The sequence below is a fragment of the Bradyrhizobium huanghuaihaiense genome (genome assembly GCF_025200885.1).
In the GTDB taxonomy this organism is placed as follows: domain Bacteria; phylum Pseudomonadota; class Alphaproteobacteria; order Rhizobiales; family Xanthobacteraceae; genus Bradyrhizobium; species Bradyrhizobium huanghuaihaiense.
The window spans coordinates 3,794,239-3,811,181 of record NZ_CP104172.1 but is presented as its reverse complement, the minus strand read 5'-3'; the positions used below and the strand labels follow the sequence as shown (position 1 = coordinate 3,811,181).

Genomic DNA, 16,943 nt, shown 5'->3' with positions numbered 1-16,943 from the left:
GCTCCCCATGCGCAACACCGCGATGAACATGGTCCACAAGCTCGCCGCGCGCGACGAGCGTGTGCTTTACATCGGCTCCGATCCCGGCGCCGGCACGCTGCGCGCGATGAGCAAGGAGTTTCCCAAGCGCCACCTGATCGAGGGCATCTCGGAAGCGCACATCATCGGCATGTCGGCCGGCCTCGCGATGGAAGGCTTCGTGCCCTACGTCAACACCATCGCGACCTTCCTGACGCGTCGCTGCTACGAGCAGGTCGCGGTCGATCTCTGCCTGCACAATCTGCCGGTGCGGCTGATCGCCAACGGCGGCGGCCTCGTCTATGCGCCACTCGGCCCCACCCACCAGGCGATCGAGGACATCGCCATCATGCGGGCGCTGCCGAACATGACGGTGATCTGCCCGTGCGACGCCGACGAGGCGGCGCGCATGATGGAGCAGACGCTGGACTGGAAGGGCCCGATCTACATCCGGCTCGGCAAGGGCGGCGACGCCATCGTCTCCAAGGCCGAGCACGGCTTCGAGATCGGCAAGGCCATCCTGATGCGGCCGCCCGGCGACGTCCTCATGGTCACCACCGGCATCATGCTCCAGCGCGCCCTCGCCGCGGCCGACCTGCTGGCCGCGCAAGGCGTTCGCGCCGGCATCCTGCACATGCACACCGTGAAGCCGCTCGACACCGAGGCGCTGCTGCAGGCCGTGCGCGCCACTCGCCTGCTGGTGACGCTCGAGGAGCATGTCCCCTCCGGCGGCCTCGGCAGCGCGGTCGCGGAGACGCTGATCGACAAGCTCGGATCCGGCCTGCCCGCCATGCTGCGGCTGTCGCTGCCGGACCGCTTCATGCACAATTACGGCTCGCAGGACTCGCTGCTGAAGAAGCACGGGCTCTCTGCCAACGCCATTGCGACCTCGATCGAGCATGCGCTCGCGGCGTCGCGCACCTCCTCTCCTCAACTCCATTCCACCTGACGGGCCACATGTACGACGTTCGATATTCCTACCTGCTCGAGCAATTCGCCGATCCCGCACCGATCCTCGCCGAGATCGGCCGCCTGGTGGCGACCGGTGACTTCACTCTTGGCAAGCCCGTCGCCGAATTCGAGAAGCGCTTTGCCGAGCTGATCGGCGTGCGTCACGCCATCGGCGTCGGATCAGGCACCGATGCACTCAAGCTGCCGCTCAAGGCGCTCGGCATCGGCCATGGCGACGAGGTCATCACCGCCGCCAACACCTTCATCGCCACGGTCGGCGCGATCGCAGAGACCGGCGCGACGCCGGTGCTGGTCGACTGCGACGATTCCTTCTGCATGAACGTCGACTACGTCGAGGCCGCGATCACCAAAAAGACCAAGGCGATCATGCCGGTCCAGTTGACCGGCGAAGTCACCGACATGGGCAAGCTGATGGCGATCGCCCAGCGCCACAACCTCCCCGTGGTCGAGGATGCCTGCCAGGGCATTCTGTCCGAGTTCGCCGGAAAGCGGTCCGGCACCCACGGCATCGCGGCCGGCTTCTCCCTGCATCCACTCAAGAACCTCAACGTCTGGGGCGATGCCGGTGTCGTCGTCACCAATGACGACGGCATGAACGAGAAGCTCCGCCTGATCCGCAACCACGGCATGAAGAACCGCGACGAGATCGCGATCCTCGGCTGCAATTCACGGCTCGATTCCTTGCAGGCCGTCGTCGGCAACTGGCTGATCGGCCAGACCAGCGAGATCACGCGCCGCCGGATCGAGAACGCGGCCTATTACGACGCGGGCCTCGCCGGCCTGCCCGGCCTGCGCGTGCCGCCGCGCCGCCCCAACGTGAAGCACGTCTATCATCTCTACATGGTGTTCGCCGAACGCCGCGACGAGCTCTACAAGTACTGCCTGGACAACGGCATCGAGGCCAAGATCCACTATCCGATCCCGCTGTATCAGCAGGAGGGCCTCAAGCATCTCGGTTACGCACCGGGCACGTTCCCAGTCACCGACCGCCATGCAAAGGAAGTCATCAGCTTCCCCGTCGATCAGCACCTGACGCGCGCTCAGCAGGACCGCGTCATCGAGACCGTCAGGAAGTTCTGCCATGGACGCTGACACCGGCCGCCGGCGCATCGGTTACGTCAATCTTCCCGCGCAGTTCGAGGAAGAGCGCGCCGAGATCATGCAGGCGGTGGAAGGCGTGTTCCAGCGCGGCGATTTCATCGGCGGAGCGGCGGTCGCAAAGCTCGAGGACGAATTGTCGGCCTATCTCGGCTCGCCGCATGTGGTGACGCTGAACTCCGGCACCGATGCGCTGATCCTCGCCATGCGGGCGCTCAACATCGGTCCCGGCGACGAGGTCATCACCCCGCCGAATTCGTTCGTGGCTTCGACCGCAGCGATCATCGCGGTCGGCGCCACGCCGGTCTTTGCGGACGTGCTGCCGGACCAGAACATCGATCCGGCCGCCGTCGAGGCGGCCGTCACGCCGCGCACCAAGGCGATCATGCCGGTGCATCTGACCGGGCGCATGGCCGACATGAACCCGCTGATGGCGATCGCGAGCAAGCACGCTCTCGCCGTGATCGAGGACAGCGCGCAGGCCGTCGGCTCGACCTATGATGGGCGCATGAGCGGAACTGTCGGAACGTTCGGCTGCTTCTCCGCGCATCCCCTGAAGAATCTCAATGCCGCGGGCGATGCAGGCTTCCTCGTCACCGCCGATGCAGAGCTCGCCGCACGAATCCGCCGGCTGCGCAATCACGGCCTGATCAACCGCAGCGACGTCCAGGAATGGGGCCTCGTGTCGCGGCTCGACACGCTGCAGGCGGAGGTGCTTCGCATTCGCCTGCGCCACCTGCCCTCTGTGATCGAACGCCGGCGGCGCAACGCCGCGCAATATCGCGCCGAGCTCGCGGGCCTGCCGCTGTTCATCCCGCCCTGCCGCAACATCGAGTTCAACACCTTCCACACCTTCGTCGTGCAGACCGACCGTCGCAACGATTTCCAGACCTATCTGGCCGACAAGGGCATCGAGACCGCGATCCACTATCCGGTCCCGATCCATCTGCAGCCGGCGGCAGCGCATCTGGGTCACGGTCGCGGCGCGTTTCCGGTGACCGAGCGGCAGGCGGACCAGATCCTCACCCTTCCCATCAACCAGTTCCTCTCGGCCGCCGATATCAGCGATATCTGCGCGACCGCCCGGGAGTACTTCGCATGACGGATACGGACTTCCTCGAGGCCGATGAGCAGGCGCTGGCGCAGCGCTTCATCGACAATGGCTTCGTGACCACGCCGGCTGACGACCGCGCCGGGCTCGACCGCATCCAACGGCGCGCCGCGGAACTGGCCGCCGACTATCTGAAGCTGCCGCACAGCAACGATCCCTATGCGATGCTCGACAGCATCCATACGCGCGTGAGCGTCGACGATCTCAACGGCCTGCGGCTGCACGTCTTCAACGGCCTCAACGCCGAGGCCTGGTTCCGCCCGACCTATTTCCGCCTGGCTCGCTCGACGATCGAAACGATCGTCGGGAACGAGCTCTGCATGCAGCGCCGCGTCAATCTCAGCATCCAGATGCCCGGCGACGATTCCTCGCTGCTCGCCACCCATTCCGATGTCTGGTCGGGCGACTCGCCGTTCGAGGTCGTGGTGTGGGTGCCGCTGGTGGATGTCCACCACACCAAAGCGATGTATCTGCTGCCGCCGTCGCTGAATGGCGACATGCAGGACCGGATGGCAAGCCTGCGCAGCGCCGAGGAGCTGTACAAGACCATCAAGCCGCACGCAACCTTCATCGAGATTCCCTACGGCCACGTGATGCTGTTCAACCAGACCCTGATGCACGGCAATCGCGTCAACGAGGAAGCCGGCACGCGCTGGAGCATGAACTGCCGGTTCAAGAGCATCATGTCGCCGTACGCGGACAAGCGCTTCGGCGAGTTCTTCGAGCCGATCCTGCTGCGTCCGGCGACGCGCGTCGGCATGCAGTACAAGCTGCCGGGAGGTTTCCATGGCTGAGCGAGCCGGCCACCGCGGCTATATCGGCGCCCGACCGCTGAACGGCAGCCGCACCCCGCAGCACGTCCAGAACATCGTGATCCGCGACTATGCGCGGCGCAAGAACCTGCAATATCTGCTCAGCGCGGTCGAGCACATCATGCCCGGCAGCTACATGGTGCTCGAGGACATCCTGGACGAGCTACCCCGTCTGAACGGCCTGATCCTCTACAGCATCTTCATGCTGCCGCCCGACGAGGCGCGGCGGCGGCAGATCTACGACCGCGTGCTGCGCGAGGGCTGCGATCTGCACGCGGCCGTGGAGGAGATCACGCTCTCGTCGCCGAAGGACATCCAGGCGGTCGAGGACATCCTGCTCGTCAACAAATTCGCGACCATCCTGTGACGATGCCGCGATCCGGTTAACGACCATGGCCGAGGTCAACCTGCTCCAGCCGATGCACGCGTCGACCAAGCGGAACTACGTTCAGCGCGTGGTCGAGCATGACAAGGCGGAATCGGCGACCGTCGCCCGGCAATGGGGACGCGACTATTGGGACGGCGACCGGCGCTACGGCTATGGCGGATATAGCTATGACGGAAGGTGGCGCCCGCTCGCCCAGACCCTGATCGACCGCTACGGCATCAAGCCCGGCATGAGCGTGCTCGACGTCGGTTGCGGCAAGGGCTATCTGCTCTACGAGTTCACCCAGCTCATCCCCGACATCACGATCGCCGGCATCGACATCTCCGACTATGGCATCGCCAACGCCAAGGAGGAGGTGCGGCCACACCTGAGGGTCGGCAGCGCCGTCGAGCTCCCCTACCCCGACCACAGCTTCGATCTCGTCGTGTCGCTCGGCGTGCTGCACAACCTTCCGCTCGAGGACGTCTTCCGCGCGGTGCCCGAGATCGAACGGGTCGGACGCGGCACCTCGAAATATCTGATGGTGGAATCGTTCCGCAATGAGCGCGAGAAGGCGAACCTCCTCTACTGGCAGCTCACCTGCCTGAGCTTCCACGGTCCGGACACATGGGCCTGGATCTACGACAAATGCGGCTATCGGGGCGATCATGGGTTCATCTTCTTCGAATGAGACGGCGCGTTCGCGCCCGCCGACCTCGCTGCGCGCGCAAAATCCGGAAGTCTACTATTCCGACGACGCCATCGTCACCGCGGACGATGCCACGATCGCGGAGCTGAAGCGCATCGCCGCCGGCAACCCGCGCCTGCGCAGCCGCCTGTGCACGCATCCCGATCCCGCCTCCGGCCTGCACGAGATGCTCATCGTGCATCATCGCGAGGCCTACGTCCGGCCCCACAAGCATCTTGGCAAACCTGAATCGTTTCACGTGATCGAAGGCACCGCGCAGGTCGTGATCTTCGAGGACGACGGCCGCATTCGCGATGTGCTCGAGATGGCGCCTTACGGCCAGGGCAAGCGCTGCTATTACCGCATGCCGGAAAAGGTCTTCCACTCGATCCTGATCACCTCGGAATGGCTGGTGTTTCACGAAACCACCGCCGGCCCGTTCGACCCCTCCCGCACGGCATTCCCCGATTGGGCGCCTGATGGCAGCGATGCCGCCGCCGTGCAGGACTACGTGACAAGGACTGGTACGCTCGCCACCGAGCATCTGGCGAGAAAATAGACTCCGACCGCTATCGCTGCTCGACGATCCCGCCGCGAATGATCGAGGACGACACCAGCCAATGAAGCCGCCTGCAAAAGCACTGGTTACTCTGGCCAAGTTCGCTGTCTCGATCGGTATTCTCGTATTGCTGCTGCGTGCCCAGGATTTGTCGTCCCTGAAAGCCGATCTTCTCGCTGTCAAATTGGACATGCTGGCACTTGCAGTGCTGCTGCTGTTCCTCCAGACCTTCGCGCTCTGTCACCGCTGGATCCTGATCCTGCGCGCCATGAACGTGCTCCTGGATTGGCTGCCCGGCTGGCGCATTCTCATCATCAGCACCTTCTTCAATCAGGTGCTGCCCGCGGGCGGTGACGCGGTCCGCATCTGGATGCTGCGGCGTCACGGCGTTCAATGGTCGCCAACCATCAGCAGCATCGTGGCCGATCGCTTCCTCGCCCTGTTGGCGCTTGGTGTCGTCATACTGGCAGGAATGCCGTTCCTGCTGTCACGAGTCAGCGATAATTCGCTCCTGTTCGCGATTCTCATCGTTCTCGTAGTCGCGTGTTTCGGCCTGATCGCCCTGCTCACGCTGGATCGCTGGCCGCCCCGCATCATCACGGCCCTGCCGGACCGGATCGTGCAGTTTGCAATGCTGGTCAGGGCTCCACTGGCGGCTGAAGGGCGTGGGACGTTGATCACGGCTGCCATCATCATCCACCTGATCACGATCGCAGCCTGTTACGTCCTCGCGATCGGCCTCGACGCGCCACTCTCCCCGCTTGGTGCATTCGTTCTTATTCCGCTTGTCATTCTGTCGTCCGCGGTTCCGATCTCGATCGGAGGCTGGGGCGTGCGAGAAGGCGCAATGGTTGCTGCGCTTGGCCTGACCGGGATCGCATCCGACAAGGCGCTCGCGATATCGGTTTTGCTCGGCCTCGGCGGCCTGATCGTGGGACTGTTCGGCGGCCTGGTGTGGCTAGTCGCACCGGAGCGCGCCAATTTCAGCACGGACCACGCAAGGGCCGTCGCCGAACGGACTGACGCCGCATCGATTTAGCAATGGGCAACAGCGGACAAGATCAAGCTATGGGAGCTGCCAAGGTGCACTTGCCCACCAGCCTCGAGGCGTGGCTGTGGCGCGTGCTTGTCTTCGCGCCGGCCGCTGTTTCGATCTGGTGCCTAAATCGGCCCGATACTTACCGGGCGCTGGTGTTCGAGGGCGGTTGGGCAACGCGATTCTACGTTATCGCCTGGATCATCCTGACACCGTATCTCGGCTGGCTCGTCATAGCGACCGGCCGCCTGACGTTCTCCCTCATCAAGCACGAATCCGCTCGGCTCGTCGACGAATTCTTCGTCGGCGCGGCCACGCTCATATTGACGGGATTTGGGTTCGGCGTTCTGTCACTTCTATATCCGCAAATCGTGCTCGGGTTATCGATCGCTATTCTCTTGTGGGATATGCGAAGCGTCTGGAGACCGCAGAAACTCGCGCTAGCTCTCCCGCTGATCGCAACATCGCTGCTCGGTCTTTGGCTTCTGGCAGCGGTGTTTCTGGATCGCGCCGTCATACCTGACGTCATTTCGACCGACGTTCAGCAGCTCTATGCACCCTATCTTGCGGAGGTCGCGAGAAATCACAGCATCTGGCTTGCGGACGACAACCCCATCTTTTCCGACTTCGAGATCGGCCACGGAAACGGGCTGCATTTGTGGCTGGGGACGTTTCTGCCTCCGCACGTCGCCCAGATCATTTCATTTCTCTACTTCGTCGGTATCGGTGCGGTCATTTTCGAGCTCGCCCAACTCATTCTGCCATTGCAGTTTCTGGGACGGCGGTGGCAAGCCGCAACGGTACCGATTGCACTCGGCCTGGCAATTCTCGGTCTTGCCTGGCCCAGGACCATGCCGAGCGTCACCCCCGGTCTCCACATCATGGAGTTCGGAAAGTACCACCTTCAGACAGCGGCGTTCTTCGTCTATTTCCTGCTGGTTGTCATTCGGTCCTCCCAAGATCGAGACAGGCTTGCCGCCGGCATTTGCGCCTTTGCCGTTGCCGCTTCCTATCCGCTCTACGTCGCGCTTGTCTTCTTGATTTCGGCGTTGGGGGTGCTCGCCAAGGCGCTTCAGCGCGACCTATCCGGCGTCATGACAGGCGCGCTGCTCGGAGTGGGAGCGATCGCTGGGTGCACACTGGCCTTCTCTTTCAACTATCTTTACCTCGGAATCCCGGCAACCAACCCATACTCCCTGTTTCGGAGCATCGCATCGTCAGAGCGCTTCTCGCAATTCGGCAGCCTCGATATTCTAGACTACTTTGTGCTGACGCAGTCGCTGGAGGTCAGCGACTTCCTCGGCAAGGCGGGCTTGTTCGCTTTCTTCAAGCAGATCAAGTCCATTCTCCTGGTTGCTATTCTTCTCGCGACGACGACTTTGGCCGTAGCTTTCATCGACTGGAAGCTGTTTCCCGATCGCTCCGACATCTCGAAGTCGCGGACGCTGCCCAATCCCGCTGGGGCTTTCATCGTTATCGCCTACTTAGCCAGCGTCCGGCTCCTGGATATGACCTTGAACATTCCGAGCCTGACCAGACTATCCATTCATGCCAACGCACTAATCCCGCTTGCGACCGTCGCAATCGCCTGTTGGGGCCTACTCATCGTTCGGCGACTGACCCCGATTTGGTTCGCCGGGCGCCACGCTCCTGATGTAGCTGTCCTGGCGCTCTTGATCGCCTGCGCCTGGACGACCGCTTCGTATCCGTGGCGCAGCTTCAGGGATGACGGTGCCATTGCTTTTGCGACCGGGCGCCCGCTTCGCCAGATGCCGCGTGTTGAGGTCGACTGGCAACGATGTGACGTGCTGCAGCAATCGACGGGCTCTGATCGCATTCTGCCCCTCAACGGCTATCGCGCGATGGTGCCATGCTATTTCTCGCCCCTGCTCACGCGCGGCAAGGTCATTCATACCTATCAGAGCGATGTCGCGCGCAATTTCGAAAAGATCGCGCTGGGAACTGCAGATACGGCAGAGTCCGCACTTCGTGCGTTGAAAGTGAATCTCTTTTACGTCCAGAAGGAGAATTGCGATTTTTGGCTAAATGGGTTCTCTGATCTCTTCCAGAAAGACGAACTGGCGAAGCGCTTTACTGTTCGCATCGAGACCCCGGACTACTGGCTGTTGACGTGGCAGAATGGCGATCAACCGATGCGTCCAGATGCTGAGACCGAAATCTCGACGCTAAGAGCGAGATCGAAAGATATCTACCGAGAAGCTTATGGCGTGGAACCATTTGAATCAATCAAGCACCGTCTGCCATCAAACAACACGCGCAGAGATCTCAAGCATCTCGAGCAACTCTCTAAGTGCCGCTGAAGGGTTGGCAATTTGACGGCGGGCAGCGATCCTGCACGGAGACTTCGGATGCATTTCAGCAGATACCTGTCTTGGGGCGGGCCCCGCTGGCAAGCGAGTGCGCGCGCCGTCTTGATGACAGCTCCCTTCCTCATCGCCGCGTTCGGCCTTTTGGTGAGGATTCCTCCCGAGGTCCAATTTTTCAGCGGCGGCTTCCTCACAGCGTGGAACAGCTTGTGTCTCGCTATCCTCGCTCCCTATGTCGCTCTCGCGTTTGTCGGAATGGGGGCCCTGCTCGTTAGCCCGCTCGCCGACGAGGATATCTACCTCGACACCGCCGACTTGCTCGTGCTGCAATTCTTCGGCGGCGCGGCTCTCTGCAGCTTGATTGGCGTTTGCCTCGGTGCGGCCGGGTTGCTCTTCCGGTGGATCACCGTCCCATTCCTGACGGCCATCGTAGCCTGGTATCTTGCGCGGCAGCTGGCTCGACCATCCCGCGGCCATTGGACACTATCTACGGCAGCCGAATGGCTGCTGGTCGGGCTGCTGGGTTTATCCGCCCTCGTCCTCCTGCTCGTGAAGGGCGTTGTGCTCGACGCGACCCGCGGTGATATTCCACAGCTTTATCTTCCGCTTCTCGCCGACCTGCAGAACCGACATACTCTTTGGCTCAATCCCGACGAACCGAAGCTGTTCTGGTTCTTGCTCGGCCGCGGCCATGGGGCCGATATGTTGCTTGTGAGCTTCGCAGGTCCGATGGCTCATCAAGTGCTTTCCGTTGTTTACTTGCTATCCATCGCGGCATTGGTCCATCGCATCGCAGCGCGACTCACAACGGGCTGGATATTGCCGGGCTGCGCGACCTTGATCGCAATGTGGTCGAGCTTTATCGGACTGGAAACTGGACGCTTTCACTACGAGACAGGAGCCTTCCTCCTGTTTGTATGTTGGGCCGGGCTGCTCTATGCCACCACAAAGGTTCGCGTGATCTTCCGCGCCTTGGTGCCGGCCGTTATATCCATCGCGATCATGATCCCTCAAGCCGCAATCATCGCCGCAGCATTCTTGATGGCGGGAGCGGGAGCCGGCTGGTTCGCTCACGGCCCACGCGGTATGGTACGGCCGCTCGTGGTGGCCGCAATCGGCCTTGGCACAGCGGCTCTTAGCCTCCTGGTCAATCAGATCTATCTCGGCATCGCCGAGGTGAATCCGATCGGCGTGTTTATGCCTCTCATCAACGTCGAGCGCTTTCGTCAAATCTCCAGCTTGGACCTCATGGTCTACGTGAACAACGCGCAGGGCATCAAATATGCCGGATTTTCGATGCTCGACGTCGTGGCCGCGGCGCATCGCTTCTGGACGGTGCTCTCCGGCTTGTTTTTTGCGGCGAACTTCTGGGCATACCCTGTCTTCATTGTCGCATGCGCCGCCTTGCTTGGCGTGCGGCGACCACAGGGGAACGGCCCCTTCGCCATCGGCCTGGGTCTCTCTTTGCTCGCCGTAGTTTGCCTCATCACTCTCACTTCGCATGGAAGTCTCGAGCGCATGCTTGCTTTCCGATCGGTCGCAACGCCTCTGATTGCCATTGCAGTGATCGTGCCCCTTGCCGGCGTCTTTCAACGATACCGATTGCAAAACCATGTCGGCTCCCCTGCCTGCTGCGACAATTGCGATCTGTCTGGCGGCCTTGGTTGCAACCGTAGTGGCAAGGTCGCAGGGCGAGATAACCCGGGCGCGCGTCGGGGGTGCCTTGGCATATGTCACTGGTCGCATTGGTTTGGTTGGCACCTCCCCTTCCTTTGACGATCTAGATCCTCGCCGCTGTCTGGAGGTCTCACGCCACGTTCCGTCCGGCTGGCACATTCTGCCCGTCAATTCCGCTCTGCGCTTCCTGCCGACCTGCGCCGAATCCCCTCTCCTGCCATCCGGCCGGGTGGTCGACACCCTGCATCCGGTGTTCCTGCCTGACTATGGAGACGTTCTGCTCGGACCGCCTCCGCTCAGCATCGCCGCTTTGCGTCGGCACGAAGTGAATGCCTTTTACATCGAGAGCAACAGGCTCGATTTCTGGGCACACGGGCAGAGCCCGCTTTTTGATCCGGATAGCATGCAGCGCGATCTGGACGTGCTCCATGTCGGAGCTGACTACATATTGCTGACGTGGAAGGGTTTGGGAGTCCAAATGAGCGACGCACAAGTTGCAGCAATCACCGAGCTGCGGAACCGCAGTCGTGTGACCGGAGGAAGCAAAGAGTATTGGGAGGGTATTGCAGTGCTTGCCGCATGGCGATCCCGGCAACACTCTACCAAACATGAAGAATAGCGCCTTGCGGATGTGCCGCACGGCAAGGCGACGCCGACGGTTTCGCGAGGCCGGCCTCACGCAAGATTGTCACGGCAAAATCCCGTCGAATCGGCTCTTTTTTTCACGCGTCCGTCGATCGGAGAGGGTACTTGCGAACAGTGCGGGATCTTAACTTATCAATTGAGGTGAACGCTGGGGCCCTATATAGCCGTACAATGCCAGTTGCGGGCCGTAATGGCTCGGGGCCACAACTTCAGAACGTTTCCTGCAAAGAGCTAGACCCGTGACCGATCATTGCCGCCTCTGCCATTCGACCGACCTGCGACCGGTCATCGACCTCGGATTGATGCCGATTGCGCATCGGCTTCGACACAGCCGGAACGAGCAGGACGAACGGTACCCGTTCGAGGTACTCGCCTGCGGCGAGTGCGGTCTGCCTCAGATCGTCAAGCCGATCGATCCCGACATCCTGTATCGGCAGTTCAACTACAATTTCAGCAGCTGGAAGCCTGAGCCGCACCAGGTCGACGAGCTCGATACGATCGCGAAATTCTCGAAGCACCAATCCGTGTTCGAGATCGGCTGCAACGACGGCCTGTTCATGGACAAGCTGCGCGAGCGCGGCGCGAAGGTCCTGGTCGGCGTCGAGCCCAACCCGGTATCGGGCAAGATCGCGCGCGAGCGCGGCATCAAGGTCTATGCCGATATGATCAGCCCGGCGATGTGTCACGACGCCGTGGCGCAGGCCGGCAAGTTCGATCTCGTCGTATCGCGCCAGGTGCTGGAGCACATCGTCGATTTCGAGAACTTTTTCGATTGCGTGAAGATCGCGCTCAAGGACGACGGGCTGCTGTTCATCGACGTGCCGGATTTCGCACCCGGCTCGACGGCCGGAGACCTCTCCGTCCTCTGGGAGGAGCACGTCAGCTATTTCACCGAGCCGACCCTGCTCGCCCTGCTGGCGCGCCACGGCTTCGAAGCGGTGTCCGTGAAGAAGTATAATTTCAGCGGCGGCAGCCTCGCGATCGCGGCCCGCCGCGCCGCGCACCAGGTGACGCCCCCGCCCGCCCCGGCCGGCGTCGGCGAGAAATTCGGTCAGCGCGCAAGGGAGTATGGCGCCCGCCTGCGACCGATCCTCGCCAAGGCCCGCGCCAGCGGTGCCGAGATCGCCATCTATGGCGCCGGCTGCCGCGCCTGCACCTTCACCAATGCGCATGAGCTGGCGGATCTCATCGACCTCTCGGTCGACGACCAGAAGGAGCGCCAGGGGCTGTTCCTGCCGGGCACCGGGATCCCGATCCGCTCGCCGGAGGATCTTACCGGCAAGTCGAACGCGCTCGTCTGTCTTCTGGCCGTGAACCAGGAGAACGAGGCCAAGGTCAGCAGCCGGCTGCGCGAGAGCGTGAAGCGCCCGCTGCACATCGTCTCCATCTTCGCGCCCTCCGATATCTGGAGCGAGCTCGATCGCCTCGAAGCGGCCGCAGGGTCGCGGCATGGCTGACGACAAGCTCTTCAACTACTACGAACGTCAGGACGTCCTGCCAACGTTCGGGAATTTCAAATCGGCCGCCGAACTCGACGCATATGCCAGCCAGCGGCGCGAACTGTTTTCGGACAAGCTCGTGCTGCCGCCGCGGCTGTTCCGCGACGCCGAGGTGCTCGAATTCGGTCCTGATTCCGGCGAGAACGCCCTCGTGTTTGCCGGCTGGGGCGCGAACATGACGCTCGCCGAACCGAACCGGCATGCGCATCCGAAAATCGAGGCCTATTTCGCGCATTTCGGCCTGACCGATCGTCTGCGCGAACTCGCGCTGGCCGATGTCGAGGGGTTTCACAGCGATCGGCGTTTCGACATCATCGACGCCGAAGGATTCATCTACACGGTGCAGCCGAGCGAAAAATGGCTCGGCATCTTCCACCGGCTGCTCAATCCGGACGGTTATGCCGTCGTTTCCTATTACGAACGCTATGGCGGCTTCTTCGAGCTCGCGCTCAAGGCGATCCATGCCGCAGGCAAGGCTCTGACGGGCCGACCGGCGCTGGAAACGGCGAAGTCGCTGTTCGAGGCGAAGTGGAACAGCATTCCGCACACCCGCAGCTTCGAATCCTGGCTGATGGACGTGCTCGAAAATCCGTTCGTCCGATACCGGTATTTCCTCGATTCGGGCGCCCTCTGCACGGCGGCGCATGAGCAGGGGTTCGACATCCATTCGGCATGGCCCGCCTATCGTGACAGCCTGGACGTCTACTGGCACAAGAAGGTCCTGCCGGCGGACGAGAAGCTGCGTCGCGCGACGCGCCACCTCGACCGCAGCCGCCTGAGCTTCCTCGGCGGACGGAAGCTTTATCTGGTCGGCCAGGCCGACGCGGTGAGCGCGATCTCGGCTTCGATCGAAGCGCTGGTGCTCGATGTCGACAGGATGATCGACGAGCCCTTCGGCGACAGCCTGCCGCGCGTGATCGCGAGCCTCGCTTCGTTGCGCGAGACGATCCTGACGACGGACATTCTCGCCGACGATGCTTCCGACATCGAAGCCATCACGGCGACGCTCGACAGCTTCCATCGCATCTTCAGCGCGATCGGGCGGCGCGATGCCTCCGCGATCGCCGCCCTTACCCAGTCAGACCCGGCGTTCATCAACACCTGGGGTCAGCCGGCGCATTTCCTCGTCGTCCGGAAGCGCCTCGAGGGATCCTAGCCAGTGAGGCCAGGCATTGGCATGATCGGAACGGGCATGGTCGGCCAGATGTGCCACCTCGCCAATTTCGCTGCCAATCCCGCCTGCCGCGTCGTCGCGATCGCCGATCTCCGGCCCGATCTGGCGGCCGCCGCCGCGCAGAAATTCGGTATCTCGCGGATCTACGGCACGCACCGCGAGCTGCTCGCGGATAGCGAGGTATCCGCCGTCGTGGTCGTGACGAAGCGCCGCGCCACCGGCCCGATCGTGCTGGACGCGTTGAACAGTGGCCGGCACGTGCTGTCGGAGAAGCCGATGGCCTACACGACGGTTCAGGCCGCATCGCTGGTCGAAGCTGCGCGGCGCCAGCACCTCGTCTACAGCATTGGCTACATGAAGCGTCACGACGCCGGCGTAGCGCGCGCGCTGGACAAGCTGACGCGTTTGCGCGCAGACGGCTCACTCGGACGCATCGTCGGAGCAAGAGGCTGGTGCTTCGGCGGCGACACCGGCCGATCGCACGACAACTTCGTCATGACCGGCGAAACCCGGCCGGACGGGCTCGAGCTCTGGCAGGATGGTCCCGACTGGATGCCGGGCACACTACGGCCCGGCTACGACAACTTTCTGAACGTGTTCAGTCATATCATCAACCTCGCGCGCTACCTGCTCGGATCATCGCCGACGGTCGCCGATAGCTTGGTCGAGACCTCCGGCACTGCGACGGTGACGCTCGACTTCGGGGGCGTTGCCTGCGCGCTGCAGCTTGCGAACGGGTCCGAAGGTCCGTGGCGAGAGGGACTGAGGATCGAGTTCGAGCGCGGCGCGGTGACCATTGAACTGCCGCCGCCCTTTGCCGAGCAGGAGGCGGATGTCATCCTCGACCAGGGCGACCAAATCACGCGCTTGACGGGCGAAGGCAGTTGGGCGTTCCGGCGTCAGGCCAATGCGTTCGTCGCCGACATCGTCGAGCGAAGGACGCCACTTGCATCCGGCGCAGATTCGGTGACCGACATTGCGCTTGCCGAGGCGATCTGGAACCGGCAGGTCAGCGGCTAGGCATTGCATCCGCTTTCGGGCGATCGAGCGGTACTATGCCCGCGATCGGACCCGGCTTTATGGTCACCTCCGCAAGTTGCCGCAGAAGCTGTGATACGTCGCAACGCGACAGCAGACGGCACGCGTAGTACTTGCGCACCAGAGCCTGGTTCGGCGCCGCGCCGGGACCCGGCTGGAACAAGATCGTCGCCTGCGGCCCGGACGGATCGAAATGACGGAACGCGCTTCCCGGCGCCGTCCGCGCCATTTCCATTTCCTGGAGGATGGTCGGCCGCTCGGCCCGCAACGCAAATCCGAAGAAGGGTTGACCACCCCAGGCCAGGCGGAGCATGCCGGTGACCTCGGCCAGGCCGAACGGCACGTGCCGGGACGGGTAATCGACGAAACCATCATCGATCGCAAAGACCGTTGCTGCCGGCTGTGCGCGGTTCGCAAGATCGTTCGCAAGAGCTTCCTGCTTGAGGGTTCTCGCCTGCATGAAGATGTATGTGTTCAACAGCAGGCCGATCGACAGCACCGATCCAGTTCCGAACACGAGCGCGAAGGCCGCCTTCGGACCGATCACGTGTTCGACCCATCGCTTGAGACCGAGAAGGACCAACGCCGATGGCAGGCCGAACATCAGTAGATGACGGCTCTCATAGAAGTGCAAGCTGGAGGGCCGCAAGCCGGCGACCAGATAGGGAAACGACAAGGCGAGAAACAGCACGACGGCGAGCAAGAGCGGCGCGGCAACCGTATACTTCGCGGTGGTCGGCCTCGCCTCGGACCACCACAACAACAAGGCCGCGCCGACGAGGAGCGCGGCCACGACGAGCGGCGCCGGTGCCTGGATTGTCATCTTGAGCGCGCCGACCACGATGTCCCAATAGCTCGTGATGAAAAACGCCTTCCAGCCGTTCGCCAACTCGCCGAGCGTCGGGAAATGCGCGCCATAGTGCTGCGCGTACACGCCGATCCGCTTGAACCAGACGTTGAGCGCGCCCCAATAGACCAGAGGAAGCACCATCAATTCCGGATAGCCCAGAGCGCAGCGCCAGGCTGCGAGCCATGTGCGGCGAACGAAGCCGTGCGTAGCGTCCCCGTTGCGCCATATCGCGACGAAGAGACCGAGCACCACGAAGGCATAGAGGACGATCGTCGAGTTGAGCGCGAAACTCAGAAGGAATACCAGCGCGGCGGCGACGCGAAGAAGAACGCGTCGCAGGCCATGAGCACCGAAGGCGAGCGTCAGGAGCCACGCGCCGACGAACAGGAGCCCGAAGCTGAGCACGTAGACCGCATTCGCCTTGCCCGCCCAGAGCTGATAGCCGGGATAAGTCCAGACGATCAGCGCGAAGCCGACCGCCTCGGCGCGATCGAGCAGATCGAGCCGCGTTGCGGTCAGCACCAGACAGGTGGCGCCGAGGAGAATTCCGGCGAAGGCCAGCGCCACCATCACGGCGACCGGCGCACCGGTCCAGTTGGCGATGGTATCGTAGCTGTAGAAGACCGGGTGGCCGGCACCGGACAGGAGAAAATCGATGTCGATCATGTAGTCCGGACGCGGCTTGAGCACCAGCCAGTCGTCCATGAAGAGGCCGTCGTTCAGCAGCATCGGCGCATGCGCGACCAGCAGCAGCGCCAGCAGAACGACTGTCGCGCGCAGCATTGTGCCGGGAGGGGAAAGGGAACGCATCGGCGGCAAGAATTCGCATGCCTATCTGAGCGCCGCAAGGGCCGAATGACCGGATCTCGATAGGTCATTGACCCCAAAAATCCGACCTCCTATAGACACCGCACAGGCTGGTCGGCACCAAAGGCGTCCAAGGCGTCCAAGGCGATTTTCCGCGATGAACTTCCTTCCGGGCCCGGCGCAGACCACTGCGATCTGTCTCAGTGTCGCGCTTCCGCTGCTGTTGCTGTGCTTTGCACGTATCACTGCCATTCGCGGAGCTGGC

General features: G+C 62.7%; 15 protein-coding genes. 14 read left to right on the top strand and 1 reads right to left on the bottom strand.

The window, feature by feature from the left end; all coding sequences use genetic code 11:
- The first annotated feature begins 7 nt into the window (after positions 1 to 7).
- The 14 genes from N2603_RS18120 to N2603_RS18055 all read left to right on the top strand — a co-directional run bounded on the left by N2603_RS18120 (position 8) and on the right by N2603_RS18055 (position 15,003).
- Positions 8 to 967 (top strand): transketolase family protein, encoded by a 960-nt coding sequence (locus N2603_RS18120; protein WP_260389843.1) that lies wholly within the window; start codon positions 8 to 10, stop codon positions 965 to 967.
- A gap of 8 nt (positions 968 to 975) precedes the next feature.
- Positions 976 to 2,082 (top strand): DegT/DnrJ/EryC1/StrS family aminotransferase, encoded by a 1,107-nt coding sequence (locus N2603_RS18115; protein ID WP_260389842.1) that lies wholly within the window; start codon positions 976 to 978, stop codon positions 2,080 to 2,082.
- Positions 2,072 to 3,190, top strand: coding sequence for a DegT/DnrJ/EryC1/StrS family aminotransferase (locus tag N2603_RS18110; protein ID WP_260389840.1), 1,119 nt, complete (start codon positions 2,072 to 2,074; stop codon positions 3,188 to 3,190). The genes N2603_RS18115 and N2603_RS18110 overlap by 11 nt, the downstream gene beginning before the upstream one ends.
- Positions 3,187 to 3,993 carry a sporadic carbohydrate cluster 2OG-Fe(II) oxygenase gene (locus N2603_RS18105; protein WP_260389838.1) on the top strand — a complete coding sequence of 269 codons (807 nt, stop codon included), beginning with the start codon at positions 3,187 to 3,189 and terminating at the stop codon, positions 3,991 to 3,993. The genes N2603_RS18110 and N2603_RS18105 overlap by 4 nt, the downstream gene beginning before the upstream one ends.
- The gene (locus N2603_RS18100) at positions 3,986 to 4,378 is read left to right on the top strand and encodes an LIC12192 family sporadic carbohydrate cluster protein (protein ID WP_018647215.1); all 393 of its coding nucleotides are present in this window, start codon (positions 3,986 to 3,988) and stop codon (positions 4,376 to 4,378) included. Before N2603_RS18105 ends, N2603_RS18100 begins: the two co-directional genes overlap by 8 nt.
- A 25-nt stretch (positions 4,379 to 4,403) precedes the next feature.
- Complete coding sequence (locus N2603_RS18095) at positions 4,404 to 5,069, top strand: class I SAM-dependent methyltransferase (RefSeq protein WP_260389837.1); 666 nt, start codon at positions 4,404 to 4,406, stop codon at positions 5,067 to 5,069.
- On the top strand, positions 5,047 to 5,625 hold the full coding sequence (locus N2603_RS18090) for a WbuC family cupin fold metalloprotein (protein WP_260389836.1): 579 nt from the start codon (positions 5,047 to 5,049) through the stop codon (positions 5,623 to 5,625). The genes N2603_RS18095 and N2603_RS18090 overlap by 23 nt, the downstream gene beginning before the upstream one ends.
- 61 nt (positions 5,626 to 5,686) lie before the next feature.
- On the top strand, positions 5,687 to 6,664 hold the full coding sequence (locus N2603_RS18085; protein WP_260389835.1) for a lysylphosphatidylglycerol synthase transmembrane domain-containing protein: 978 nt from the start codon (positions 5,687 to 5,689) through the stop codon (positions 6,662 to 6,664).
- A gap of 2 nt (positions 6,665 to 6,666) precedes the next feature.
- Positions 6,667 to 8,982, top strand: coding sequence for a hypothetical protein (locus N2603_RS18080; protein ID WP_260389834.1), 2,316 nt, complete (start codon positions 6,667 to 6,669; stop codon positions 8,980 to 8,982).
- A 48-nt stretch (positions 8,983 to 9,030) separates the two neighbouring features.
- Entirely contained in the window at positions 9,031 to 10,764 is a 1,734-nt protein-coding gene (locus tag N2603_RS18075) for a hypothetical protein (RefSeq protein ID WP_260389833.1), read from the top strand.
- On the top strand, positions 10,712 to 11,284 hold the full coding sequence (locus N2603_RS18070; RefSeq protein ID WP_260389832.1) for a hypothetical protein: 573 nt from the start codon (positions 10,712 to 10,714) through the stop codon (positions 11,282 to 11,284). The genes N2603_RS18075 and N2603_RS18070 overlap by 53 nt, the downstream gene beginning before the upstream one ends.
- Before the next feature lie 265 nt (positions 11,285 to 11,549).
- Entirely contained in the window at positions 11,550 to 12,767 is a 1,218-nt protein-coding gene (locus N2603_RS18065) for a class I SAM-dependent methyltransferase (RefSeq protein ID WP_260389831.1), read from the top strand.
- The gene (locus N2603_RS18060; protein WP_260389830.1) at positions 12,760 to 13,965 is read left to right on the top strand and encodes a class I SAM-dependent methyltransferase; all 1,206 of its coding nucleotides are present in this window, start codon (positions 12,760 to 12,762) and stop codon (positions 13,963 to 13,965) included. Before N2603_RS18065 ends, N2603_RS18060 begins: the two co-directional genes overlap by 8 nt.
- Before the next feature lie 3 nt (positions 13,966 to 13,968).
- The gene (locus tag N2603_RS18055; protein WP_260389829.1) at positions 13,969 to 15,003 is read left to right on the top strand and encodes a Gfo/Idh/MocA family protein; all 1,035 of its coding nucleotides are present in this window, start codon (positions 13,969 to 13,971) and stop codon (positions 15,001 to 15,003) included.
- Here the strand turns inward: N2603_RS18055 and N2603_RS18050 are convergent.
- The gene (locus N2603_RS18050) at positions 14,993 to 16,681 is read right to left on the bottom strand and encodes a hypothetical protein (protein WP_260389828.1); all 1,689 of its coding nucleotides are present in this window, start codon (positions 16,679 to 16,681) and stop codon (positions 14,993 to 14,995) included. The genes N2603_RS18055 and N2603_RS18050 overlap by 11 nt on opposite strands.
- Positions 16,682 to 16,943: the final 262 nt, after the last annotated feature.